Origin of the sequence: Rhizobium sp. TH135 (genome assembly GCF_002855515.1) — a bacterium.
Taxonomy (GTDB): domain Bacteria; phylum Pseudomonadota; class Alphaproteobacteria; order Rhizobiales; family Rhizobiaceae; genus Allorhizobium.
The window spans coordinates 694,074-716,903 of the sequence record NZ_PKRP01000001.1; the positions used below are offsets into that span (position 1 = coordinate 694,074).

General features: G+C 62.9%; 21 protein-coding genes. 15 read left to right on the top strand and 6 right to left on the bottom strand.

What is annotated here, in order from left to right:
• Positions 1 to 49 precede the first annotated feature (49 nt).
• The 5 genes from C0V73_RS03345 (at position 50) to C0V73_RS03365 (ending at position 3,813) form a co-directional block, all read left to right on the top strand.
• Positions 50 to 358, top strand: a complete 309-nt coding sequence (locus C0V73_RS03345) for a hypothetical protein (protein WP_245407858.1) — start codon at positions 50 to 52, stop codon at positions 356 to 358.
• Positions 355 to 1,026: a Rieske (2Fe-2S) protein gene (locus C0V73_RS03350; protein ID WP_102018547.1), complete on the top strand. Its 672-nt coding sequence runs from the start codon at positions 355 to 357 to the stop codon at positions 1,024 to 1,026. Before C0V73_RS03345 ends, C0V73_RS03350 begins: the two co-directional genes overlap by 4 nt.
• Positions 1,026 to 1,652, top strand: a complete 627-nt coding sequence (locus C0V73_RS03355) for a glutathione S-transferase family protein (RefSeq protein WP_102018548.1) — start codon at positions 1,026 to 1,028, stop codon at positions 1,650 to 1,652. The genes C0V73_RS03350 and C0V73_RS03355 overlap by 1 nt, the downstream gene beginning before the upstream one ends.
• A gap of 59 nt (positions 1,653 to 1,711) precedes the next feature.
• Entirely contained in the window at positions 1,712 to 2,668 is a 957-nt protein-coding gene (locus C0V73_RS03360; protein WP_102018549.1) for a D-2-hydroxyacid dehydrogenase, read from the top strand.
• A gap of 71 nt (positions 2,669 to 2,739) precedes the next feature.
• Positions 2,740 to 3,813, top strand: coding sequence for an enoyl-CoA hydratase/isomerase family protein (locus C0V73_RS03365; RefSeq protein WP_102018550.1), 1,074 nt, complete (start codon positions 2,740 to 2,742; stop codon positions 3,811 to 3,813).
• Here C0V73_RS03365 and C0V73_RS03370 read toward each other — a convergent pair whose 3' ends face one another.
• Positions 3,814 to 5,223, bottom strand: coding sequence for a helix-turn-helix transcriptional regulator (locus C0V73_RS03370; RefSeq protein ID WP_102018551.1), 1,410 nt, complete (start codon positions 5,221 to 5,223; stop codon positions 3,814 to 3,816).
• 133 nt (positions 5,224 to 5,356) lie between these two features.
• Here C0V73_RS03370 and C0V73_RS03375 point away from each other — a divergent pair, with 133 nt between their 5' ends.
• The 8 genes from C0V73_RS03375 to C0V73_RS03410 all read left to right on the top strand — a co-directional run bounded on the left by C0V73_RS03375 (position 5,357) and on the right by C0V73_RS03410 (position 15,294).
• Positions 5,357 to 6,889, top strand: coding sequence for an acyl-CoA carboxylase subunit beta (locus C0V73_RS03375; protein WP_102018552.1), 1,533 nt, complete (start codon positions 5,357 to 5,359; stop codon positions 6,887 to 6,889).
• Positions 6,890 to 6,979: 90 nt separating this feature from the next.
• Positions 6,980 to 7,891 carry a glutathione-dependent disulfide-bond oxidoreductase gene (gene yghU, locus C0V73_RS03380; RefSeq protein WP_102018925.1) on the top strand — a complete coding sequence of 304 codons (912 nt, stop codon included), beginning with the start codon at positions 6,980 to 6,982 and terminating at the stop codon, positions 7,889 to 7,891.
• Between the two features lie 9 nt (positions 7,892 to 7,900).
• A complete protein-coding gene (locus C0V73_RS03385) occupies positions 7,901 to 8,278 on the top strand; it encodes a hypothetical protein (protein WP_102018553.1) in 378 nt (125 codons plus the stop codon).
• A 4-nt stretch (positions 8,279 to 8,282) separates the two neighbouring features.
• Positions 8,283 to 8,696, top strand: a complete 414-nt coding sequence (locus C0V73_RS03390) for a hypothetical protein (RefSeq protein ID WP_102018554.1) — start codon at positions 8,283 to 8,285, stop codon at positions 8,694 to 8,696.
• Positions 8,697 to 8,784: 88 nt separating this feature from the next.
• On the top strand, positions 8,785 to 9,348 hold the full coding sequence (locus C0V73_RS03395; protein ID WP_102018555.1) for an RNA 2'-phosphotransferase: 564 nt from the start codon (positions 8,785 to 8,787) through the stop codon (positions 9,346 to 9,348).
• Positions 9,345 to 11,354, top strand: coding sequence for an acetyl/propionyl/methylcrotonyl-CoA carboxylase subunit alpha (locus C0V73_RS03400; RefSeq protein WP_102018556.1), 2,010 nt, complete (start codon positions 9,345 to 9,347; stop codon positions 11,352 to 11,354). Before C0V73_RS03395 ends, C0V73_RS03400 begins: the two co-directional genes overlap by 4 nt.
• Before the next feature lie 186 nt (positions 11,355 to 11,540).
• Complete coding sequence (scpA, locus tag C0V73_RS03405; RefSeq protein ID WP_102018557.1) at positions 11,541 to 13,676, top strand: methylmalonyl-CoA mutase; 2,136 nt, start codon at positions 11,541 to 11,543, stop codon at positions 13,674 to 13,676.
• 22 nt (positions 13,677 to 13,698) lie between these two features.
• The gene (locus C0V73_RS03410) at positions 13,699 to 15,294 is read left to right on the top strand and encodes a GMC family oxidoreductase (RefSeq protein WP_102018558.1); all 1,596 of its coding nucleotides are present in this window, start codon (positions 13,699 to 13,701) and stop codon (positions 15,292 to 15,294) included.
• 9 nt (positions 15,295 to 15,303) lie between these two features.
• Here the strand turns inward: C0V73_RS03410 and C0V73_RS03415 are convergent, their stop codons facing one another.
• The 5 genes from C0V73_RS03415 to speB form a co-directional block, all read right to left on the bottom strand.
• The gene (locus C0V73_RS03415) at positions 15,304 to 16,104 is read right to left on the bottom strand and encodes an ABC transporter permease (RefSeq protein WP_102018559.1); all 801 of its coding nucleotides are present in this window, start codon (positions 16,102 to 16,104) and stop codon (positions 15,304 to 15,306) included.
• A complete protein-coding gene (locus C0V73_RS03420) occupies positions 16,101 to 16,955 on the bottom strand; it encodes an ABC transporter permease (RefSeq protein ID WP_102018560.1) in 855 nt (284 codons plus the stop codon). The genes C0V73_RS03415 and C0V73_RS03420 overlap by 4 nt, the downstream gene beginning before the upstream one ends.
• Positions 16,952 to 17,986, bottom strand: a complete 1,035-nt coding sequence (locus tag C0V73_RS03425; protein WP_102018561.1) for an ABC transporter ATP-binding protein — start codon at positions 17,984 to 17,986, stop codon at positions 16,952 to 16,954. Before C0V73_RS03425 ends, C0V73_RS03420 begins: the two co-directional genes overlap by 4 nt.
• A 262-nt stretch (positions 17,987 to 18,248) precedes the next feature.
• Positions 18,249 to 19,259 carry an ABC transporter substrate-binding protein gene (locus C0V73_RS03430; RefSeq protein WP_245407880.1) on the bottom strand — a complete coding sequence of 337 codons (1,011 nt, stop codon included), beginning with the start codon at positions 19,257 to 19,259 and terminating at the stop codon, positions 18,249 to 18,251.
• A gap of 167 nt (positions 19,260 to 19,426) precedes the next feature.
• Positions 19,427 to 20,482, bottom strand: a complete 1,056-nt coding sequence (gene speB, locus C0V73_RS03435) for an agmatinase (protein ID WP_102018563.1) — start codon at positions 20,480 to 20,482, stop codon at positions 19,427 to 19,429.
• A gap of 163 nt (positions 20,483 to 20,645) precedes the next feature.
• Between speB and C0V73_RS03440 the strand changes: the two genes are divergently transcribed.
• Positions 20,646 to 21,632, top strand: coding sequence for a LysR substrate-binding domain-containing protein (locus C0V73_RS03440; protein WP_102018564.1), 987 nt, complete (start codon positions 20,646 to 20,648; stop codon positions 21,630 to 21,632).
• Between the two features lie 21 nt (positions 21,633 to 21,653).
• Entirely contained in the window at positions 21,654 to 22,829 is a 1,176-nt protein-coding gene (locus tag C0V73_RS03445; protein ID WP_102018565.1) for an aminotransferase, read from the top strand.
• Position 22,830 lies beyond the last annotated feature (1 nt).

The window sequence follows — 22,830 nt, forward strand, 5'->3', positions numbered from 1 at the left end:
CCCCCATCTCGTCGCCCGCTAGATTGCCCAAAAATTAGAGCGCGCACAATTGCAAGGCAACACTGATCCCCATCCGATGACGGCAAAGGCCGACCATAGGACCGTCGGCTTCACCTTTTCCGGAAGGCTGGAGCCGCAGGGCTTCATTGCGTTTGCCGAACATCGTGCAGCGCGCCTGTCGCTCGGCCTGAACATTGCTTCCTGTGACAGCGACCGCTGTCGCTTGACGCTGTCGGGCCCGGAGGCCCTGATCGACGCCTTCGAGATGGCGGTCAGCCTCGGCCCCTATGACAGCATCGTGCTCGACGTGACGAGATTTCAAACCGACGAAGACCTGCCCTTAAAGGCCGCATCATGACATCAGCCTCCCCCTGGATCCCCGTTGCCCTTTCCGCCGACATCGAAGCCGGCACCTCCGCCGGAACGCTCGTCAATGGCGAGGAGCGCGTCGTCTGGCGTGACGACAAGGGTGAAATCCATGTCTGGGAGGATCGCTGTCCGCATCGCGGCATGCGCATGAGCTTCGGCTTCGTGCGCGGCGACCACATCGCCTGCCTCTATCACGGCTGGCGCTACGACACCGGTGGCCAGTGTCGCTACATTCCGGCCCATCCGGATCTTGAGGTACCCCAGACCATCAAGGTCCCGACCTTTGCCGCAACCGAACGCGCAGGCATCGTCTGGATGGCACCGGAAGGGGCGGATGCAGCGGACCTCTGGACACTTCCCGAGACGGCCGAACCTGTTCGCAGCCTGTTTCTCGACCTGTCGACGAATGCGGCTCTGCTGGCGGTGACGGCAGCTCCACCCGAGGGGTATCGTCCGGTCGAGAGTGAGACTGGCGTGGTTACCTTCCAAGGTAGCGACGTGGCCGTCCTGATCGCAGCCCAACCCCGCGAGGCCGGCCGGACGGCCTTGCACATCACGGTGACCGGAAACACCTACGCAGCCATCCGCCACAGCCTCGCGCTCTGGGCCACCGACCTCCGCAATCGCCTCGAAGTCCGCTCGATGGAGGCCGCGTGATGATCAGGCTTTACGACTACCACCTCGACGAAAACGGCTTTCGCGTTCGCCTTCTCCTCTCCATGCTTAGCATCTCCTTCGAGACCATCGCTATCGACAAGGCACCCGGTCGCGAGCAGGAAAAGCCGCATATGCTGGCGCTCAATCCGACCGGCACGCTGCCGATCCTTGAAGACGGCGACGTTAGGCTCTTCGGCACCGCTGCGATCCTCGCTTATCTGGTCCGCGCCTATGCGCCTGACAGTGCCTGGCTGCCTGCCGATGCCGCAGACTTCGGGCGGGTTGAGCAATGGCTGGGCTTCTCCACCCGCGAGCTGAAATCCGCCGTAGACGCCCGCGAGGCAGCACTCTTCACCTCCGAGGGCGCCAGCGACAGCGATCTGAAGGCCGCCCGCAAAGCCTTCCGCATCATGAACGACCATATGACGCTGAGGCAGATCGAAGGCTTGGAGTGGTTCGTCGGCGCCAACCCGACGCTGGCCGATCTGGCACTCCTGCCGAGCTTCGCCCTGTCACGCGATTGCGGCATCGATCATGACGAATACCCGGCCCTTCGCCGCTGGCTGCGCCGTTTCCGGGCGCTTCCGGGCTTCATCACCATGCCCGGCGTACCGGATTACCACTGACCTGCCTTGCTGGCCGAAAGCCGCTCGGCTAGGTCGGAGGACAAGCAGGGAGGTCCGCCATGATCCGCATCGTCTTTCTCGACCGGGACACGCTGTCGCCGGAAACCGTGGTCCGCGCGCCCTCCGTGCCGCATGAGATGATGGTCCATGCCAGGTCCGCCCCGCATGAGGTCGCGGAGCGCATCCGCGACGCCGATGTGGTGATCACCAACAAGGCCCCTGTCCGCGCCGAGGCGCTCGCCGGCGCCACGAAGCTGAAGCTGATCGCCGTCTCTGCCACCGGCACCGATATCGTCGATCTCGCGGAAGCAAGGGCGCGCGGCATCGCCGTCTGCAATATCAGGAACTACGCCAAGCACACGGTGCCCGAACACACCTTCGCGCTGATGCTGGCGCTGCGCCGCTCGATGCTGCCCTATCGCCAGTCGGTGATCGAAGGACGCTGGCAGCAGGCGGCGCAATTCTGCTATTTCGATTATCCCATCGCCGATCTCGGCGGCTCGACGCTCGGCATCATCGGCCATGGCACGCTCGGCCAGTCCGTCGGGCGCATCGCCGAGGGCTTCGGCATGACGGTGCTCGCCGCCGGTCGTCGCGGCGCAACCGAGCTCAAGCCCGGCCAGACGGCCTTCAACGAGGTCCTCAAACGCTCTGACGTAATCACCCTGCACTGCCCGCTGACACCGGAAACGCGCGGCGTGATCGGCACCCGCGAATTCACTCTGATGGAACGCAAGCCCTTGCTCATCAACACCGGACGCGGCGGCCTCGTCGATGAACTGGCGTTGGAAAAAGCCCTTGATGCAGGCCAGATTTCAGGCGCCGGCTTCGATGTCACCGATGGCGAACCGCCCGCCGCAGACAGCCTGATGATGCGGATCGCGTCACGCGAAAATGTCATCCTCACCCCGCATGTCGCCTGGGCAAGCCGCGAGGCAATCCAGGCGCTGGCCGACCAGCTGATCGAGAACATCGAGCTGTTTTTGGCGGGTAAGCCCCGCAATCTCGTGACCTGATCCAACCATCGCAGCCCTTGCCCTTTAGCCGCGACGCATATCTAACTCTCTCAAAAGACAGGGAGGACGGCATGCGGTATCTTGAGGCGGACTATCAGGGCGGAGAAATCCTGACGGCGAAAAAGGGCGCAATCGGCCTGATCGCCCTCAATCGCCCCCGCGTGCTGAACAGCCTCTCCCACGACATGATCCTGGATTTCGGCAAGGCTCTCGATGCCTTCGAGGCCGATCCGCAAATCGCCGCCGTGCTCGTCACCGGCGAGGGCGAACGCGGGCTGTGCGCCGGCGGCGACATCAGGATGTTCTACGAAAGCGGGAAGGCCGGCGACGGCAAGGCATCCGCATTCCTCAAGGCCGAATACCGCCTGAATGCCCGCATCGCCGGCTTGAAGAAACCCTATGTCGTCGTGATGGACGGCATCACCATGGGCGGCGGCGTTGGAGTCTCCAGCCATGGCAGCCACCGCATCGTCACCGAAACCACGAAACTCGCCATGCCCGAAACCGGCATCGGCTTCTTCCCCGATATCGGCGCCACCTGGCTGCTCTCCCGCGCATCCGGCGAACTCGGCACCTGGATGGGGCTATCAGGCGAGGCGGTGAACGGCGCGGATGCCATCACCGCCGGCTTTGCCGACTGGTACGTTCCGCAGGACCGTGTAGCCGAACTCCTGGAGCGGATCGCCGCCCTCCCCGCCCCGGCGCTGGGCCAATCGATCGCCTCGACGATCCGCGATTACACGGTGGACGGCCCGAAGGGCATCTTCTCCGAAGGCCGAGACATGATCGACCGCTGCTTCGCCTTCGACACGGTGGAGGAGATCATCGCAGCCCTCGAAATGGAAAAGTGCGAACTCGCGACGCGCACCCTCACCGCCATGCGCGCCAAGTCTCCGACCAGCCTGAAGGTGACGCTCAGAATGCTGCGCGAGGCCCGCCGCTCCACGGACCTCGAAACCTGCCTCGAACGCGAATTTGCCGGCACCCTCCAGGTGGTGAAAGTCCCCGATTTCTACGAAGGCATCCGCGCGGCGATCATCGACAAGGACAGGAACCCGAAATGGTCCCCGGCGACGCTGGAGGGGGTGGCGCCGGAGAGTGTCGAGGCGTTCTTTGCGGCGCGGGATGAGCGGTTGTTCGACTGATCACTCGATCTCATACGGCATCGGGTTCCGCACCCGGTGATCCACCACCAGCTTGCGCTTCAGCGGCGGCACGGCGCGGCTGGTGCATTTGACGCGCTCGCAGATGCGGCAGGAAATGCCGATGGGGTCAAACGCGCCGCGGTTGGAGAGGTCGAGGTCGTCGGCATAGACGAAGGCGCCGGCATAGGAGATCTCGCAGCCGAGCGCCAAGGCATAGCGCGGGTTGGCGGCGCGGAAGCCGGCTGAGCCTTTTGACACTTGCGTCGCGATGCAGAGATAGCGCACGCCGTCGGGCGTCTCCGCCGTCTGACGGATGATCCGGCCCGGCGTCTCGAAGGCCTGATGGGCATTCCAGAGCGGACAGGCCGCTCCGAAACGGGCGAATTGCAGGCGGGCGGCACTGTGCCGCTTGGTGATATTGCCGGCCCGGTCGATGCGGGCAAAGAAGATCGGCACGCCCTTGAGACCCGGCCGCTGCAGCGTCGAGAGACGGTGGCAGACCTGTTCGAGCGAGGCCTCGAAACGGGCAGCGAGCAGCTCGATGTCGTGGCGCAGATCCCGCGCGGCGGTGAGGAAGCTGCGATAGGGCAGGATCAGCGCGCCGGCAAAGTAGTTGTAGAGCCCCATGCGACAGATCTCGACCGCCTCTTCGCTGCGGAAATTCGCCTGTTTCAGCACCTGGTCGATCTTGGTGGCAGCGGCCAGCTGGGCGATCTGGATGGCGATCTGGAAATCGCGGGTGGGGGCCGAGGCATAACGGCTGACGGTCAGGATCCGCCCCACCGGATCGAAGCGGCGGATCGCCTCGTCGCTCGCCTCGCCGCGTACCACACGCACGCCGTGGCGCGCTTCGAGATGGCTTGAAAGGGCTGCATAATTCTCCCCCTCCCCGAGCTTCAACTCCGTCGCCAGCTGCTCGGCGGCGAGGTCGAGATCGTGGATGTAATTGTCGACGAAATGGAAGAAGTCGCGCACCTCGTCGTAAGGCGTCACCTCCTGGCTGGGGGCGGCCCCCAGCCGGTCGTCGAGGCTCGCCAGCTGCTCGTTGCCGCGTCTGTAGGCCTGGTGGGCGGCAATCAGCGCATGGGCAAAGCCGGGCGCGTTCTGGGTAACAAGCTTCAGCTCCTGCAGGCTCGGCGAATAGGTCTCGAACAAGGGATCGGAGAGCGCCTCCGTCAGCGCCGACATCAGCCGGTCGTTCTGGCCAGAGGAGAGCTCGGTGATATCGATGCCGAATTTTTCGGCCAGTGACAGCAGCACCGAGGCCGAGACCGGGCGCTGGTTATTCTCAATCTGGTTCAGATAGCTGGTGGAAATGCCGACCATATCGGCAAACTGCGCCTGGGTGGCCCCATTCGCCTGGCGGATGTCGCGGACCTTGCGGCCGATGAAGAGTTTCCCGATGGCCATTTCGCAAATTCGCAATTTTCACTTTGCAAATTCATAAATCCACAGATGCACCTGTTCAACCGTTTTCTTCTGCGGCACTGTGGAATAGGTATCACACAAGGCTCAAAGCCAAACAGATCATTCCGGAGGAAGCATGTCGACGATCCTGGACCAGCTCGAAGCCCGTCGCGACGAGGCCCGCCTCGGCGGTGGCGAAAAGCGCATCGCCGCCCAGCATGGCAAGGGCAAGCTGACCGCCCGCGAGCGCATCGAAGTCCTGCTCGACGAAGGCTCCTTCGAAGAATACGACATGTATGTCACGCATCGGTGCACCGATTTCGGCATGGCCGAACAGAAGGTGCCGGGCGATGGCGTGGTCACCGGCTGGGGCACGATCAACGGCCGCCAGGTCTATGTCTTCTCCCAGGATTTCACCGTGCTCGGCGGCTCGCTGTCGGAAACCCATGCCCAGAAGATCTGCAAGATCATGGACATGGCGATGAAGGTCGGCGCGCCCGTGATCGGCCTGAATGATAGTGGCGGCGCCCGCATCCAGGAAGGTGTCGCCTCGCTTGCCGGTTATGCCGACGTCTTCAAGCGCAATGTCGATGCGTCAGGCGTCATCCCGCAGATCTCCGTGATCATGGGCCCCTGCGCCGGCGGTGCGGTCTATTCGCCCGCCATGACCGATTTCATCTTCATGGTGCGCGATAGCTCCTACATGTTCGTCACCGGCCCCGATGTGGTGAAAACCGTGACCAACGAGATCGTCACGGCGGAAGAACTGGGCGGCGCATCGACGCACACGAAAAAGTCCTCCGTCGCCGACGGCGCCTATGAGAACGACATCGAAGCGCTGGAACAGGTCCGTCTGCTCTTCGACTTCCTGCCCTTGAACAACCGCGAAAAGCCGCCGGTTCGCCCTTTCCATGACGATCCGGCCCGCATCGAGATGCGGCTGGACACGCTGATCCCGGACAGTTCCAACAAGCCCTATGACATGAAGGAACTGATCTACGCGCTCGCCGACGAGGGCGATTTCTTCGAAATCCAGGAAGCCTTTGCCAAGAACATCATCACCGGCTTTATCCGCATGGAGGGCCAGACGGTCGGCGTCGTCGCCAACCAGCCGATGGTGCTCGCCGGCTGCCTCGATATCGACAGCTCACGCAAGGCCGCCCGCTTCGTGCGCTTCTGCGATGCCTTCTCGATCCCGATCCTGACGCTGGTCGATGTGCCCGGCTTCCTGCCCGGCACCGCCCAGGAATATGGCGGCGTCATCAAGCATGGCGCAAAACTCCTCTTCGCCTACAGCCAGGCGACCGTGCCGATGGTCACGCTCATCACCCGCAAGGCCTATGGCGGCGCCTATGACGTCATGGCCTCCAAGCATATCGGCGCCGACGTCAACTTTGCCTGGCCGACCGCCGAAATCGCCGTGATGGGCGCCAAGGGCGCCACCGAAATCCTCTACCGCTCGGAACTCGGCGATGCCGAGAAGATCGCTGCGCGTACACGCGAATACGAAGTCAACTTCGCCAACCCCTTCAAGGCCGCCGAACGCGGCTTCATCGACGAGGTGATCATGCCGCATTCCTCCCGCCGCCGCATTGCTAAGGCTTTTGCGAGCCTCAGGAACAAGCAGGTCGGCACGCATTGGAAAAAGCACGACACGATCCCCTTGTGATCATGCATTGAGAGTGGGCAAGGACATCACGGAAGGCCTATATAACTCTCGGCGCGCCCGAGGCGCTTGACCGAGAAAGGATCCGATTTCATGAGCGACGAAAAATTCCCGCCCGAAAAGAACCTGCCCGCAGGCTATCAGCCACCCAAGGTCTGGACCTGGGAAGCCGGCAATGGCGGCCAGTTCGCCAGCATCAACCGTCCGACGGCTGGTGCGCAGACAGAGATCGAGCTTCAGGTGGGCAAACATCCGCTGCAGCTCTATTCGCTGGCAACGCCGAACGGCCAGAAGGTGACGATTCTTCTGGAAGAACTGCTCGCAGCCGGCCATTCTGGCGCTGAATACGATGCCTGGCTGATCAATATCGGCAAGGGCGACCAGTTCGGCTCCGGCTTTGTCGACATCAACCCGAATTCGAAGATCCCGGCGCTCGCTGACCACGCACCGAAAGACGGCGGCAAGCCGGTCCGCCTGTTCGAGTCGGCTTCGATCATGACTTATCTCGCGGAAAAGTTCGGCGCATTCCTGCCGTCGGAAACCCGCGCCCGCGCCGAAGCCCTGAACTGGCTGTTCTGGCAGATGGGCTCCGCCCCCTTCGTCGGCGGCGGTTTCGGGCACTTCTTCTCCTATGCGCCGATGAAGATCCAATACGCGATCGATCGTTACGCCATGGAGGCCAAGCGCCAGATGGACGTTCTCGACCGCCAGCTCGCCGACAATGAATTCGTGGCCGGCAGCGACTACACCATCGCCGACATGGCCATCTGGCCCTGGTATGGCCGCCTGGCGCTCGACCAGTCCTATCCGGACGCCGGCACCTTCCTGCAGACCCATGAATATGTCCACGTCCTGCGCTGGGCAAAGCAGCTTGCCGAACGCCCCGCCCTGCAGCGCGGCGTGATGGTCAACAAGACCAACGGCCCGCTCTCCGAACAGCTGCATGAACGTCACGATGCCTCCGACTTCTTGACGAAAACGCAGGACAAGATCGCTTCGGCGTAAGGAGAGACCATGCCAAGCCTCCCCGACATGACCAAACATCGCGGTTTCCCCGGCGGCATGCCGGGGACCGGTGTGCAATTCACCATCCGCCGCGCCAATCCGCGCGGCGTGACCCCCATCAAGGCCTTCCCGCGCAAGGCGCGCCCCGGCACAAAGGAACACCGCATCGACGCGGCCTTCCTGCACGCGCTCTGGCACCATTTCGGCGCGGAACCCTTCGAGCGTGGCAATCTCGATGCCGCGCGGTTGAGCCTTCTCTTCGGCCGCGAAGTGATAGCAGCCACCAAGGATTTCGATCCGCTCTCCTATGAAGCCATGCTCGTCATCGACGAGAAGGTGGCGCGCAAGAGCTTCCCCGAATCCTTCGAAGACGTGTTCGAGGTGTAACGCCATGGCAAAAGATCCGCTGATGCCGAAACATCAGGGCTTTCCGCTCGGATTGCCCGGAACCCAGTGGCAATTCACGATCCGCCGGCCGAACCCGAAGGTGACGCCGCTCACCAACTGGCCGCGCCACCGCACCATGGACCCGACCGTGGCGCTGGCCGACCTCGGCTTCATGCAGGCGCTCTGGCAGTTTTTCGGCACCGAAACCTTCGAGCGCGGCAATCTCGACGGCGAACGCCTCTGCCGCCTCTTCGGCCGCGAAGTCATCGCCGCAGAGCGCGGCTTTGATCCGCAATCCTACTTCGCCAAGCTGAAGATCAACGAGCCACTGGCCCGCAAGAACTTCCCGGAAGCCTTCGGCGACGTGAAGGACGAGCAGAGCGTGGCCAAGGGCTTGAAGAAGAAGGTGCGGGAATAGCGGGCGGCAATGAACGGATGGCTGGGGAGGTCACGGAAATGATCGTTTTACAAGTCGGGCTGTCGATGCCCAGGGAATTGGCTCGTCGATGAGTGCGGAAACCAGCAAATTCCTCAGCTATATCCTGCGTCATGCGCCAGAGAGCATCGGGCTTGAGCTGGACAGTGAAGGCTGGACAGATATCGATACCCTGATAGCCAAGGCGAACGCGGCTGGGCAAGCCATCGATCAGGAAATGCTCCTGCTCACTGTACGCGACAGCGAGAAGAAGCGTCTCACCCTGTCCGAGGACGGGGCTCGTATTCGCGCAGCCCAGGGACATTCGATCAAGGTCGATCTCGGTCATGCTCCGTCGCAACCACCAGCGCAACTGTTTCATGGCACGGCGACCCGCTTCCTGGAGGCGATTCTCGCCGAGGGCCTTCAACCCGGAAGCCGCCAACAGGTACATTTGTCTGCAGATCGGGAGACGGCGACACAGGTCGGCGCCCGCCACGGCAAACCCGTCGTGCTCTCCGTGAATGCCAGCCGAATGGCCGAGGGCGGGCACACCTTCTTCCAGGCAGACAACGGCGTGTGGCTGACCAACCACGTACCAGCCGTATATCTCACCATCATCGAAGCCCCGGCCGCGGGAGGCACTTGCCAATGATCCAGAAAATCCTCATTGCCAACCGGGGCGAAATCGCCTGCCGGGTCATCAAGACCGCGAAGAAGCTCGGCATCAAGACGGTCGCCGTCTATTCCGATGCCGACCGAAATGCGCTGCATGTCGAGATGGCCGATGAGGCGGTGCATATCGGCCCGGCGCCATCCAACCAGTCCTATATCGTCATCGACAAGATCCTCGACGCGATCAGGCAGACCGGCGCCGACGCGGTCCATCCCGGCTATGGCTTCCTCTCGGAAAACGCCGCCTTCGCCGAAGCGCTGGAAAAGGCGGGCGTCACCTTCATCGGCCCGCCGGTGAACGCGATCCAGGCCATGGGGGACAAGATCACCTCGAAGAAGCTCGCGGCTGAAGCCGGTGTCTCCACCGTGCCCGGCCATATGGGCCTGATCGCGGATGCCGACGAGGCGGTGAAGATCTCCGACCAGATCGGCTATCCCGTGATGATCAAGGCCTCGGCCGGCGGCGGCGGCAAGGGCATGCGCATTGCCTGGAATGCCGAGGAGGCCCGCGAGGGTTTCCAGTCTTCGAAGAACGAGGCGAAGAACTCGTTTGGCGACGACCGCATCTTCATCGAGAAATTCGTCACCGAACCGCGCCATATCGAAATCCAGGTGCTGGGCGACAAACACGGCACCGTGCTTTATCTCGGCGAGCGCGAATGCTCGATCCAGCGACGTAACCAGAAGGTCATCGAAGAGGCACCCTCGCCCTTCCTGGATGCCGCCACCCGCAAGGCCATGGGCGAACAGGCCGTGGCACTGGCAAAAGCCGTCGGTTATCACTCCGCCGGCACCGTCGAGTTCATCGTTGATGGCAAGCAGAACAAGTTCTACTTCCTCGAGATGAACACCCGCCTGCAGGTCGAACATCCCGTGACCGAGTTGGTGACCGGCCTTGACCTCGTCGAGCAGATGATCCGCGTCGCGGCAGGCGAAAAGCTTAGCCTTGCCCAGGACGACGTGAAGCTCAACGGCTGGGCCATCGAGAGCCGTCTCTACGCCGAAGACCCCTATCGCAACTTCCTGCCCTCGATCGGCCGCCTTACCCGCTACCGCCCGCCGGCAGAGGGCACGACGGCAGACGGCACGGTTGTTCGCAACGATACAGGCGTCTTCGAGGGCGGCGAGATCTCGATGTATTACGACCCGATGATCGCCAAGCTCTGCACCTGGGCGCCTGACCGCCTGACCGCCATAGACGCGATGAGTGCGGCGCTCGACAGCTTCGAGGTCGAAGGCATCGGCCACAACCTGCCCTTCCTCTCGGCCGTGATGAACCAGGATCGCTTCCGCTCCGGCAAGATCACCACGGCCTATATCGCCGAGGAGTTCAAGGACGGCTTCACCGGGGTGACACCGGATGCGGCCTCGGCCGAAAAGCTCGCCGCGATCGCCGCCATCATCAACCACCGTCTGCAGGCGCGCGCTATCCAGATCTCCGGCACAATCGGCAACCACCCGCGCAAGCTCGGCAAGGACTGGGTCGTCAATCTGGCCGGTAGCGACCATGCCCTGGCCGTCACCGAAGGCACGGGCAACACTCGCGTTGCATTCGACGGCGGCAACGAGCTTGTAATCGCCACCGACTGGAAGCCAGGTCAGACACTCGCCCATGTCGACATCGGCGGCGAAACGCTCGCGGTGAAGGTCGACCTCACGGGCCCCGCCATCCGCCTCCGCTGGCGCGGCATGGATGTGACCGCGCGCGTACGCTCGCCGCGTGTCGCAGCCCTCGCCAAACTCATGCCCGAAAAGCTGCCGCCGGATACCTCCAAGATGCTGCTCTGCCCGATGCCGGGCGTCATCACCGGGGTTGCGGTGAAGGAGGGTGAGACCGTCGAGGCTGGCCAGGCGCTGGCGACCGTTGAGGCGATGAAGATGGAGAACATCCTGAAAGCCGAACGCCGGGGCACCGTGAAGAAGATCGTCGTCAAGCCGGGCCAGAGCCTCGCGGTCGATGAGTTGATCATGGAGTTCGAGGGCTAGCGTTTTCCTTTGAAGGGAAAGCCCCTCATCCGCCTGCCGGCACCTTCTCCCCGTGAACGGGGAGAAGGCCGAGATGGCACCGCATGGCACCTCCCTCTCCCCGCCTGCGGGGAGAGGGCAGGGTGAGGGGCAAATCGCAAGACCAATTGTCGGCCCGCAGTCCATGCGGGGCAGGGAGAAGACCGGATGACCAAGAAAACCATCGCCGACTGGCAGTCGCTTGCCGAGAAGGAACTGAAGCGTCCGGCGGATAGCCTCGTCTGGGAGACCCCGGAGGGCATTCCGGTAAAGCCGCTCTATACGGCCAACGATATCGCTGGCATCGACCATCTCGATAGCCTGCCGGGCTTCGCCCCTTTCGTGCGCGGACCGCGTGCCACCATGTATGCCGGCCGGCCCTGGACGATCCGGCAATATGCCGGCTTCTCGACGGCGGAAGAGAGCAATGCCTTCTACCGCAAGGCGCTTCTGGCCGGCCAGCAGGGCGTCTCCGTCGCCTTCGACCTTGCAACCCACCGCGGCTATGACTCGGATCATCCCCGCGTCGAGGGCGATGTCGGCAAGGCGGGTGTGGCGATCGACAGCGTTGAGGATATGAAGATCCTGTTCGACGGCATTCCGTTGCAGGACATCTCGGTATCGATGACCATGAATGGCGCCGTCATCCCGATCCTGGCGAACTTTATTGTTACGGGTGAGGAGCAAGGCGTATCGCGCGAAAAACTGTCTGGGACCATCCAGAACGACATCCTCAAGGAGTTCATGGTCCGTAACACCTATATCTACCCGCCCGAACCCTCGATGCGGATCATCGCCGACATCATCGAATACACGGCGAAAGAGATGCCGAAGTTCAACTCGATCTCGATCTCCGGCTATCACATGCAGGAGGCGGGCGCGACGCTGGTGCAGGAGCTGGCATTCACGCTGGCCGATGGTCGCGAATATGTCCGTGCCGCCATCGCCAAGGGCCTGAACGTCGACGAGTTTGCCGGCCGCCTGTCCTTCTTCTTTGCGATCGGGATGAACTTCTTCATGGAGGCCGCGAAACTGCGCGCCGCCCGCCTGCTGTGGACCCGCATCATGCAGGAATTCGAGCCGAAGAAGGCGTCCTCCCTGATGCTGCGCACCCATTGCCAGACCTCGGGCGTGTCGCTGGCCGAACAGGACCCCTACAACAACATCGTCCGCACTGCGTTTGAGGCGATGTCGGCGGTGCTTGGCGGCACGCAGTCGCTGCACACCAATTCCTTCGACGAGGCAATTGCGCTGCCGACGGAATTTTCCGCCCGCATTGCCCGCAACACGCAGCTGATCCTGCAGCACGAAACCGGCGTGACCAAGGTCGTCGATCCGCTCGCCGGCTCCTATTATATCGAGAGCCTGACCAATGACATGGCAGAAAAGGCTTGGGCCCTGATCGAGGAGATCGAACGGCTGGGCGGCATGACCAAAGCGGTCGATGACGGCCTGCCGAAGCGCCTCATCGAGGAGGCCGCGACCCGTCGCCAGGCCGCCGTCGACCGCGCCGAGGAAGTGATCGTCGGCGTCAACAAGTACCGCCTCGAAAACGAGGAGCCGATCGACATCCTCCAGATCGACAACACAGCCGTCCGCCTGTCGCAGATCAAGCGTATCGAGCAGACGCGCCGCCTGCGCGACTCGAAGCGGGTCAGCGAAACGCTTGCGAGGCTGACCGAAGTCGCCAAGACAGGCCAAGGCAACATCCTCGAAGCCGCTGTCGATGCCGCCCGCGCCCGGGCCACAGTCGGCGAAATCTCGGATGCCATGCGCGCCGTCTTCGGCGATCATGTCGCTGTGCCCGAGGTCGTGCATGACATCTATGGCAAGGCCTATGAAGGCGATCCGGAAATGGAGACGCTTTCGACCCGCCTCAAGGACTACGGCAAGGCGGCGTCCAAGCCGCGCATCCTGATCGCCAAGCTCGGCCAGGATGGCCATGACCGTGGCGCCAAGGTGATTGCGTCGGCCTTTGGCGATATCGGCTTCGATGTCGTCGCCGGGCCCCTCTTCCAGACACCGGACGAGGCCGCGGATCTCGCCGTCATCAACAAGGTCCAGGTCGTCGGTTTGTCCTCGCTCGCCGCCGGCCACAAGACGCTCGCCCCGCAGCTGGTCGAAGCGCTGAAGGCCAAGGGCGCAAACGATGTGATCGTGGTCGTCGGCGGTGTCATCCCGCGCCAGGATTACGACTTCCTGCTCGAAAGCGGCGTCTCCGCCGTCTTCGGTCCGGGCACCAATGTCATGGATGCCGCCCGCTCCGTGCTTGACCTGCTTGAGGGTCGCCTGCGAAACAGTTGAGGCTGACGGCTCGGGGAGGAGCATGGAGACCTACGATTACATCGTCATCGGCGCCGGCACCGCCGGCTGCCTGCTGGCCAACCGGCTCTCCGCCGATCCGTCACGCCGTGTGCTGCTTCTGGAAGCCGGCGGCAGCGACAACTATCACTGGATCCATATCCCGGTCGGCTATCTCTACTGCATCAACAACCCGCGCACCGACTGGTGCTTCAAGACGGAAGCCGAGTCGGGCCTGAACGGCCGCGCGATCGGTTATCCGCGCGGCAAGGTGCTCGGCGGCTGCTCCTCGATCAACGGCATGATCTACATGCGCGGCCAGGCGCGTGACTACGACCAGTGGCGCCAGATGGGCTGCGAGGGCTGGGGCTGGGATGATGTGCTGCCCCTCTTCAAAAAGACGGAAGACTTCCACCGGGGAGCCGACGACAAGCATGGCGCCGGCGGCGAATGGCGGGTGGAAAAGGCGAGGCTTCGCTGGGACGTGCTGGAAGCCTTTCGCGAGGCGGCCAAACAGGCTGGCATTCCGGAAACCGACGACTTCAATCGCGGCGACAACGAAGGCTCCGGCTTCTTCGAGGTCAACCAGCGTTCCGGCATCCGCTGGAACACGGCGAAAGCCTTTCTGAAGCCGATCCGGCATCGCAAGAACCTGACCATCCTCACCCGCGCCCATGTGAAGCGGTTGACGATAGAGGGGGACCGCGTGACCGGCGCCGAGGTGCATCACGACGGCGAATTGAAGCGCTTTACCGCCCGCCGCGAGGTGGTGCTGTCTGCCGGGGCCATCGGCTCGCCGCAAATCCTTGAGCTCTCCGGCATCGGCCGCGGCGATGTCTTGCAAAATGCAGGGATTAAGACCGTCTGCGAGGTGCCCGCCGTCGGAGAAAACCTGCAGGATCACCTGCAGCTCCGCCTCATCTTCAAGGTCAAGGGCGTGCCGACCCTCAACGAGCGCGCGTCGAGCCTCCTCGGCAAGGCGATGATCGGGCTGGAATATGCTTGGCGCCGCTCGGGGCCGATGTCCATGGCGCCGAGCCAGCTCGGCATCTTCACCCGCTCCGGCCCGGACAAGGAAACCGCCGACCTCGAATATCATGTCCAGCCGGTCTCGCTCGACAAGTTCGGCGACCCCGTTCACCCCTTCCCGGCGATGACGGCGAGTGTCTGCAATCTGCGACCCGAAAGCCGGGGCTCGGTGCACATATCCGGACCGGACTTCGCCGCTCAGCCGAAGATCGCGCCGAACTATCTCTCGACGCCTGGCGACCGCGACGTTGCCGTCCGCTCGATCCGGCTGACCCGCCAGATTGCCGCGCAGCCTGCGTTTGCCCGCTATCAGCCGGAGGAGTATCGCCCCAGCTCAGCGCTCGAAAGCGATGCCGAATTGGAAAAGGCCGCCGGCGATATCGGCACGACGATCTTCCATCCCGTCGGCACCTGCCGCATGGGGGCGGATGCGGACAGCGTCGTTGATCCACGACTGAGGCTGCGGGTCTTAAAGGGCCTGCGTATCGCCGATGCCTCGGTGATGCCGACGATCACCTCGGGCAACACCAATTCCCCGACCCTGATGATTGCCGAAAAGGCGGCCGCGATGATCCTCGAAGATCACCGCTGACGCCATTCATCAGCTGCGGTCGTCGGCATTCGCCCCGAGCAGCTTCGGCAGATCGCCGAAGCGGGCAACGAGGCCAAAGATGATGGCCGCGATCGCCACGAACAGGATCGTCACAGAAGCCATGACCGGCGTATAGCCGTAGCGCAGCGCATTGAAGATCTTGATCGGCAGCGTCTCCATCACGAAACCGACCGTCATATAGGCGACGATGTATTCGTTGAGCGAGAGCACGAACGCGAAGGCATAGCCCGACACGAGATAGGGCGCGATCAGCGGCAGCACGACCGTGCGGAAGATCGTCCGGTCATCGGCCCCCATGGTGGCAGCCGCTTCGACCAGCGAACGGTCAATCGCCGAAAAACCGAGCGACAGCGTCACCAGCGGCAGCGTCACGAAGAAGATCGCGTGGCTGATGACCGCCGTCCATGGCTGACCATAGAAGCCGGTCGCTGCCCAGAAGGTGAGAAGTCCGAGCGCCGTAATGACGGGCGGCAGCGTGAACGGCGCAATGCCCAGCAACTGGAACACTTGCGCCCAGGGGGCAAGACGCCGCCAGAGGAACCAGGCAAGCGGCAGCGCGATGGCAACCGCAAGAGCAGCTGCACAGAGCGCGAGGATAACGGAGGCAAACAAGGCCGCACGCCAGCCGGGATCGGTGAAGATCGCGCCGTACCACGACAACGAAAAGCCCTGCGGCGGGAAGTTGAGGCTCTGCTTGGCGTTCACCGAGACGCCGGCGACCACGACGATGGGCGCGGAGAGAAAGATGCCGATGAGGGTGAAGTAGAGACGGGTCAGAGCCTTGTTCATGCCGTCTCTCCCTTACGACCGATCAGCAGCGTCAGCGCCACCATGCCGAGCGTGACCAGCACGAGGAACACGGCCATGGCGGCCGCGAACGGCATGTTGGACTGGTAGATCGCCTGGTCGGTAATCAGCACCGACAGCGTCCAGTGCGAGGGACGACCGAGGATCTGCGGCAGCAGATAAGAACCGAGCGCGAAGATGAAGACCATGATCAGCGTGGCGATCAGCGTGTTGCGCAGCGCCGGCACGACCACCGTGAAGAAAGCCTTGATCGGCGAGGCTCCGAGCGTGCGCGCGGCTTCCGTGAGAGTCGGGTCGAGCCTAACGAGAGCGGGATAGAGCACAAGCACGGTATAGGGCAGCGCCTGATAGGCCATGCCGGTCAGCACCGCGCCGAAATTAGGCATCAGCGCGACAGGCTTTTCCATCAAGCCGATCATCACAAGCAGGTTGGTGATGCCGGCGGTGCGCGAAAACAGCGTCGACCAGGCAAAGCCGATGATGACTTCCGAGAGCGACAGGATGGAGAGGAGCGCGACCAGCCACAGCACCTGCGCTTTGCGCGACATGCGCGCAAGCAGATAGGTGAAGGGCAGCGCCAGAGTCACGCAGACCACCGCGACTGCAATCGCCAGCATCAGAGAGAAGCCGAGCACGCCCCCGAAGAAGAACGAGAGGAAGCGGGCGTAATTTTCGAAGACGAAATCCGGCGAATAGAAGCCTGTCGGGTCGCGCTTGAAGAAGGAGACGGCGATCATCGTCGCAAAGGGCACGACGAAGAACAGGATCAGCATGCCCGCGGGAAAGGCAAGCGGCGCATAGTCGAGCGCCGTTTTCGGGGGCTCGCGTCTCATGCTGACAGCACCACGGCAGTGTCAGGATCGATGACGATACCGACATCCTGACCGACGGTGACGACAGGTCTCTCACGCGGCGTCGAGACGGCAACGACTTCGGTTCCGGCGACATCGAGGAAGGTCTCGATCGTACCGCCGAGATCGCGGATGAAGGTGACCTTGCCGGTAATGCGGCCTTCGCCGGGGGCCGCGAGCTTTAGGTCTTCGGGGCGTACAGACACGCTGGCCGTGGCCTGCCCAGACGGCGCTGAAATGCCGGCGACGGTCTGGCCGAGAACCAGCGTGGAACCGCCCTGCCCTGTCAGCGGCAGGAGGTTGGTCGATCCGATGAAGTCGGCAACAAAACGATCGGCCGGCTTGCGATAGATCTCGATCGGGCTCGCCGCCTGGCGGATCTTGCCGCCATTCATGACGACAACCGTATCGGCCATGGTCATCGCCTCGCGCTGGTCATGGGTTACGACGATGGTGGTGATGCCGAGCTGCTGCTGCAGCTTCCGCAGCTCCACCTGCATCGCCTCGCGCAGCTTGGCATCGAGCGCAGACAGCGGCTCGTCGAGCAGGAAAAGCTTCGGCGAGATGGCGAGCGCCCGGGCAATCGCCACACGCTGCCGCTGGCCGCCGGAGAGCTTATGCACCGGTCGGTCGGCGTAACCGTTGAGGTGGATCATCGCGAGCAGCTCGTCGACGCGCTTCACCTGCTCCTCGCGACCGATACCGCGGATACGCAAGGGATAGGCGATGTTTTCGCCGACAGTCAGATGGGGGAAAAGCGCCAGCGACTGGAAGACCATGCCGAGATCCCGCTTATGCGTCGGCACCTGGGTGATGTCCTTGTCATCCAGCACGATCGCGCCCCCGGTCGGGCTGTCGAGCCCGGCAATCATCCGAAGCAGCGTGGTCTTGCCGCAGCCGGAGGGACCGAGCAGGCAGACAAAGGTGCCGTGCGGCACGGAAAGCTCGACATTGTCGACCGCCGTGAACGGACCGAACTGCTTGGTGATGGAATTGAGGGCGAGGCCGGACATCATGTCTCCGAAATCAAATGGTGTAGGCTCAAAGCCCTTTGGCGCGGCAATAGCATCTCACGCCCGAATTGTCTTGCAAGCGCTGAGCAGCCCCATGAGGCGCGGCACGCGTTTGAGGTTGGGGCTTTGCCCCTCACCCTACCCTCTCCCCGCAAGCGAGGAGAGGAGAAGTTGGCACAGAGTTAGCCGCGTGTCTCCTTCTCCCCGCCTGCGGGGAAAAGGTGCCGGCAGGCGGATGAGGGGCAAGAAATGCCCAGTAAAATCAACCGACGATCAGCTCGGTCCACTTCTGGTTCAGCCAGTCCGACTTGGTCTGGTAGAGATCATAACGCGGCGTGATAGGCTCGATATCGGAGGAAACCGAGGCGAATTCGGCATCCGTCAGGTCGAGCAGTTCGCGCTTGACCGTCGGGGCCGTGCCGACCTTGCGCGACAGGGTCGCCTGGATCGACGGTTGGCACATGTAGTCGATGAAGACATGTGCTTCCTCGGTCTTAGCAGAAGCGCGTGACAGAGCCCAGCAACCCGAGTCCTGAATGCCGCCTTCCTTCGGGAAGGTCGAGCGAACCGGCTGGCCGTCGGCAGCGGCAAGGCCCGTGACGTCGTGGTAATACTGGCCCATCGGAATTTCGCCCGACTTCAGCGACTGCTCGAACTGGGCTTCGTCACGATACCAGAGGCGCACGTTCGGCTTCACTTCCGCAAGCTTCTCCAGTGCCTTCAGGATACCCTCTTCCGTATCGAGCGCATTGGTGCCCCCCATATAGGTCTTGGCAGTCACTTCCAGCAGGAAGGAATTGGACACGAGCGCGAGCAGGCCGAGCTTGTCGGCATTTGCCGGATCCCACAGCGCTTCCCAGGAGGTCGGAGCGTCCTTGTAGACATCGGTGTTGGTGACGAGCGTGATGTACCAGGCAACTGCACCGACGCCGGCGACGCGTCTGTCAGGATACTTGTTGACGAAGCGGTCGATCAGGCCCGAGGCGTTCGTGATCTTCGCCATGTCGATCGGCGCCCAGAGCTCGGTCGCCTGACCTTTAAGCATCGCGACCTGCGACATCATCGAAAGGTCAGCCGGTGCCTGGCCGGCCTTGGCGGCCTGTTCCAGCTGCACGAGCCAGGCTTCACCGGTCGGCTCGGCGATGGATTCGACGGCAATGCCGGTTGCCTTGGTGAACTCAGGGAAGATGTTCTTGTCGAACGAATCCTTGAAGTAGCCGCCATAGACGCCGATCTTGATCGACTTGTCCTGGGCGCGCAGGATCGACGGCATGGCAAGAGCGCCGGCAACGGCGGCCGAGCCGGCGAGCACGCCGCGGCGGCTGACGGAAGTGGAGAGAATGTCTTTCATGGTCCTGTTCCCTTGTTGTGGTTGAGGCGTTTTCGCCCGTTCGTCTGCATCGGTTGCCGGACGACATGGGCCGTCCGGGATATCAGCCCTCAGCGGGCCTTGATGGCCGGACTGTAGACCATCAGGCTAAGGATTTCGAAGAGGATTTGTGCGCCGACATGTGCGGTATTGTGGTTCGCGTCATATTGCGGCGCGACTTCGACCACATCGCCGCCGATCAGATTGATGCCCTTGAAGCCGCGGATCAGTTCCAGCGCCTCGCGCGACGTGAGACCACCCACCTCTGGTGTGCCGGTACCGGGCGCTACGCTCGGATCGAGACTGTCGATGTCGAAGGAGAGATAGGTCGGACCGTCACCGATCACGGCCTTGGCCTTTTCGATGATTGCCGCAATGCCGAGACCATTGATCTCCTCAGCGTGAATGACGGTCATGCCGGACTCGTATGAGAACTCCCAGAGATATTCGGCCGGCCCGCGAATGCCGATCTGGATCGTCCGGACCGGGTCGAGCACGCCGTCGAGTACGGCATTCCGGAACGGGCCGCCATGGTGGAACTTCGTCTGGTCGAAAGCGCCGCCGGTGTCGCAATGGGCGTCGATATGGATCATGCCGACAGGGCCATGCTTCTTGGCAATCGCCTTCATGATCGGATGGGTGATCGAATGGTCACCGCCAACGGAAAGCGGCAGAACGCCTTGAGCGACCAGCTTCGTATGATAGGCCTCGATGTCGTCATGGCTCATCTCCAGCCGGTAGCGGCTGGAAAACGGCACATCCCCGATATCGGCGACCTTGAGATCGAAGACCGGGGCGCATTCGAGAACATGGTTGTAAGGACCGATGCGATCGATCGCCCGCAAGGCGCGAGGCCCGAAGCGCGAGCCGGGGCGATTGGTGACGCCGAGATCCATGGGAACGCCGACAATCGCGACATCAAGATCGCTGACTTCAGGGTTGCGCTGATCAACCTGGCGATAGGGCGCGGACACGAAAGTCGGCACGCCAGCGTAGGGGGCAGCGCGCGTACCGTTCGAGAAGATCTTCTCGCCGACCTTGGCAAACTTCGGATCGAAGATCTCGCCGGCCTTGTCGGCTCCGTATTTCTCGCGCAGTGCCGCCAGACGCTTTTCGTCGAAGGTCATGTCTCGTTCCCTGTTTGTGAACGATGATCAAGCCATCGTCCATTTTTGCGGCACGATCCGTGCCTGCCTTTATTGTGAGCATTAACCCGCAACGGACTTGGAAAATCAATTCACGATGTTATAGCATTCGATGTGAGAAAAATTCACGGATCCTGAACCATCAATGGCAAGCCGCCTGCCCCCGCTCAACCCCCTTCGCGCCTTCGAGGCCGCCGCTCGCCGTGGATCGATCTCGGCTGCCGCGCGGGAATTGAGCGTGACCCATGGCGCGATATCGCATCAGATCCGCAGCCTTGAAGAAACGCTGAAGACGGCGCTTTTCGAGCGCGGGGGCAAGCGGCTGAAACTGACGCCGCAGGGCGCGCTTCTCCTGCCGGCCGTCACCCAGGCCTTTGATGGGATTGCTGCGGCAACCGCGCTGATGAACCGCCCTTCGACCAGCGGCAGCCTGCGCATCTCCTGCGTGCCAGCGCTACTCTCGCTTTGGCTCGTGCCCCGCCTCGGCTCCTTCGTCGATCGCTATCCCGAGATCTGCCTGACGTTGACCTCAAGCAACGATCCGAACCTCATCTACTCCCCCGACATCGACATTGCGATCCTCTATGGTGCGGGCGGCTGGAAGGATTGCTGGACACGGCTCTGGAGCACCTTCGACCTCTTCCCCGTTGTCAGCCCAACGCTGCTTAATACGCGCCCCCTGCGCTCGGTTCGCGATCTCCACGACCACGTGCTGCTGCATGGCGACGACGGCCGCGAATGGCGCAGCTGGCTTGCTGCAGCTGATCAGTTGGACATGCCGAAGGCGCGCGAACACTTCATGGGTGATGCCAGGCTCTCGACCGAAGCTGCCCGTTTCGGCCAGGGCGTGGCGCTCGGTGACAGCATCACGGCGTCCAGCCTGATTGCCGCCGGCGAACTCGTGATCCCCTTCGATCTCGCAGTGCCAGCACCTGACGCCTTTTATGTTGCCGCCCGTAACGACGTGCGCGCGGCCCCGATCGCTAAGGTCTTCATCGACTGGATCTTCGACATGATCGAAACCGAGCGCGCCGCCCAGCCGCGCCCGGCAAGCCGCCCTTCGGGACGAGGCCTGCCATCGACCCGCAAGCGCAATTCAAACACCGCTGCCCAGCTCTTGGAAGAGAGCTGACAACAGACCGAGGAACCTGCCATGCCCGCCGCCCCCTTCAATCCGCTCGTTGCAGATCTCTCGGCTCCACCCGTGCCTTCCGTCTTTGCCTGGGCGCGCGCCTATGACGGAGCGGCGGGCCCGATGATCGACTTGAGCCAGGCCGTGCCCGGCTATCCGCCGCATCCCGATCTCTTCGCCTGGCTGGCGGAAGCCGCTTCCGCTCGGGCGAATGCCGGCTACGGGCCGATCGAAGGCGAAGCACCGCTGCGCGAGGCCTATGCGGCGGAGGTTTCTGCCGTTTATGGCGCGCCGGTTACGGCCGAGAACATTCACATCACCGCCGGCTGTAATCAGGCCTTCATGGCAACAGTCTCAGCGATTGCGGGGAGCGGCGATGCGGTGGCGCTGACGGATCCCTTCTACTTCAACCAGGAAACCACGCTGGCGATGATGGGCATTCGCCGCGAGTTGATCCCGCTTGATCCGGCCACCGGATTTGTGCCCACTATCGAAGGCATCGAGGCGGCTCTGGCGAAGGGCGTCAAGGCCGTGGCGCTGGTCTCGCCCAACAACCCGACCGGCGCCATCTATCCGGCGGACCTGCTGCGCCAGGCCTTCGACGCCTGCCGCAAGGCCGGCGCTTTCCTTATCCTCGATGAAACCTATCGCGACTTTCTCTCCGGCGAAGGCCGCCCGCATGATCTGCTCTCAGTCGAAGGCTGGGAAGAGAACCTCATCCTGCTCTACTCCTTCTCCAAGTCGTTCTGCATCCCCGGCCATCGCCTCGGCGCAATCACGGCCGGCCCGCGCGCCGTCTCGGAAATCGCCAAGGTCATGGACAACCTGCAGATCTGCGCCCCCCGCGCACCGCAGGCAGCCGTCGCCAAGGCGATTCCGGCGCTGAAAGCGTGGCGCGAGGACAACCGCATCGAGATCTTGCACCGAGCCGAAACCCTGAAAGGCGTGATGGCCAAACTCCCCGCCTGGAAGATGGATTCGCTCGGCGCCTATTTCGCCTTCATCCGCCATCCCTTTGCAGGCCAGGACTCCGCCCATGTTGCAGAAAGACTGGCAAAGAAGGCGGGCGTGCTCTGCATTCCCGGCGCCTATTTCGGCGACGACTGCCAGAACTACCTGCGCTTCGCATTCGCCAATGCCTACAGCGCGACGATCGAAGGTCTGGTCGATCGTCTCTCGACCTTCAAGCTGGACTGAT

Bases quoted from the DNA above. Each gene is read 5' to 3' on its own strand.
- C0V73_RS03420 (WP_102018560.1), bottom strand. From the start codon at position 16,955: ATGAGACGCGAGCCCCCGAAAACGGCGCTCGACTATGCGCCGCTTGCC.
- C0V73_RS03355 (WP_102018548.1), top strand. From the start codon at position 1,026: ATGATCAGGCTTTACGACTACCACCTCGACGAAAACGGCTTTCGCGTT.
- C0V73_RS03350 (WP_102018547.1), top strand. From the start codon at position 355: ATGACATCAGCCTCCCCCTGGATCCCCGTTGCCCTTTCCGCCGACATC.
- C0V73_RS03445 (WP_102018565.1), top strand. From the start codon at position 21,654: ATGCCCGCCGCCCCCTTCAATCCGCTCGTTGCAGATCTCTCGGCTCCA.
- C0V73_RS03410 (WP_102018558.1), top strand. From the start codon at position 13,699: ATGGAGACCTACGATTACATCGTCATCGGCGCCGGCACCGCCGGCTGC.
- C0V73_RS03440 (WP_102018564.1), top strand. From the start codon at position 20,646: ATGGCAAGCCGCCTGCCCCCGCTCAACCCCCTTCGCGCCTTCGAGGCC.
- C0V73_RS03430 (WP_245407880.1), bottom strand. From the start codon at position 19,259: ATGCCGTCGATCCTGCGCGCCCAGGACAAGTCGATCAAGATCGGCGTC.
- speB (WP_102018563.1), bottom strand. From the start codon at position 20,482: ATGACCTTCGACGAAAAGCGTCTGGCGGCACTGCGCGAGAAATACGGA.
- C0V73_RS03365 (WP_102018550.1), top strand. From the start codon at position 2,740: ATGCGGTATCTTGAGGCGGACTATCAGGGCGGAGAAATCCTGACGGCG.
- scpA (WP_102018557.1), top strand. From the start codon at position 11,541: ATGACCAAGAAAACCATCGCCGACTGGCAGTCGCTTGCCGAGAAGGAA.
- yghU (WP_102018925.1), top strand. From the start codon at position 6,980: ATGAGCGACGAAAAATTCCCGCCCGAAAAGAACCTGCCCGCAGGCTAT.
- C0V73_RS03385 (WP_102018553.1), top strand. From the start codon at position 7,901: ATGCCAAGCCTCCCCGACATGACCAAACATCGCGGTTTCCCCGGCGGC.
- C0V73_RS03400 (WP_102018556.1), top strand. From the start codon at position 9,345: ATGATCCAGAAAATCCTCATTGCCAACCGGGGCGAAATCGCCTGCCGG.
- C0V73_RS03360 (WP_102018549.1), top strand. From the start codon at position 1,712: ATGATCCGCATCGTCTTTCTCGACCGGGACACGCTGTCGCCGGAAACC.
- C0V73_RS03390 (WP_102018554.1), top strand. From the start codon at position 8,283: ATGGCAAAAGATCCGCTGATGCCGAAACATCAGGGCTTTCCGCTCGGA.
- C0V73_RS03425 (WP_102018561.1), bottom strand. From the start codon at position 17,986: ATGTCCGGCCTCGCCCTCAATTCCATCACCAAGCAGTTCGGTCCGTTC.
- C0V73_RS03395 (WP_102018555.1), top strand. From the start codon at position 8,785: ATGAGTGCGGAAACCAGCAAATTCCTCAGCTATATCCTGCGTCATGCG.
- C0V73_RS03370 (WP_102018551.1), bottom strand. From the start codon at position 5,223: ATGGCCATCGGGAAACTCTTCATCGGCCGCAAGGTCCGCGACATCCGC.
- C0V73_RS03375 (WP_102018552.1), top strand. From the start codon at position 5,357: ATGTCGACGATCCTGGACCAGCTCGAAGCCCGTCGCGACGAGGCCCGC.
- C0V73_RS03415 (WP_102018559.1), bottom strand. From the start codon at position 16,104: ATGAACAAGGCTCTGACCCGTCTCTACTTCACCCTCATCGGCATCTTT.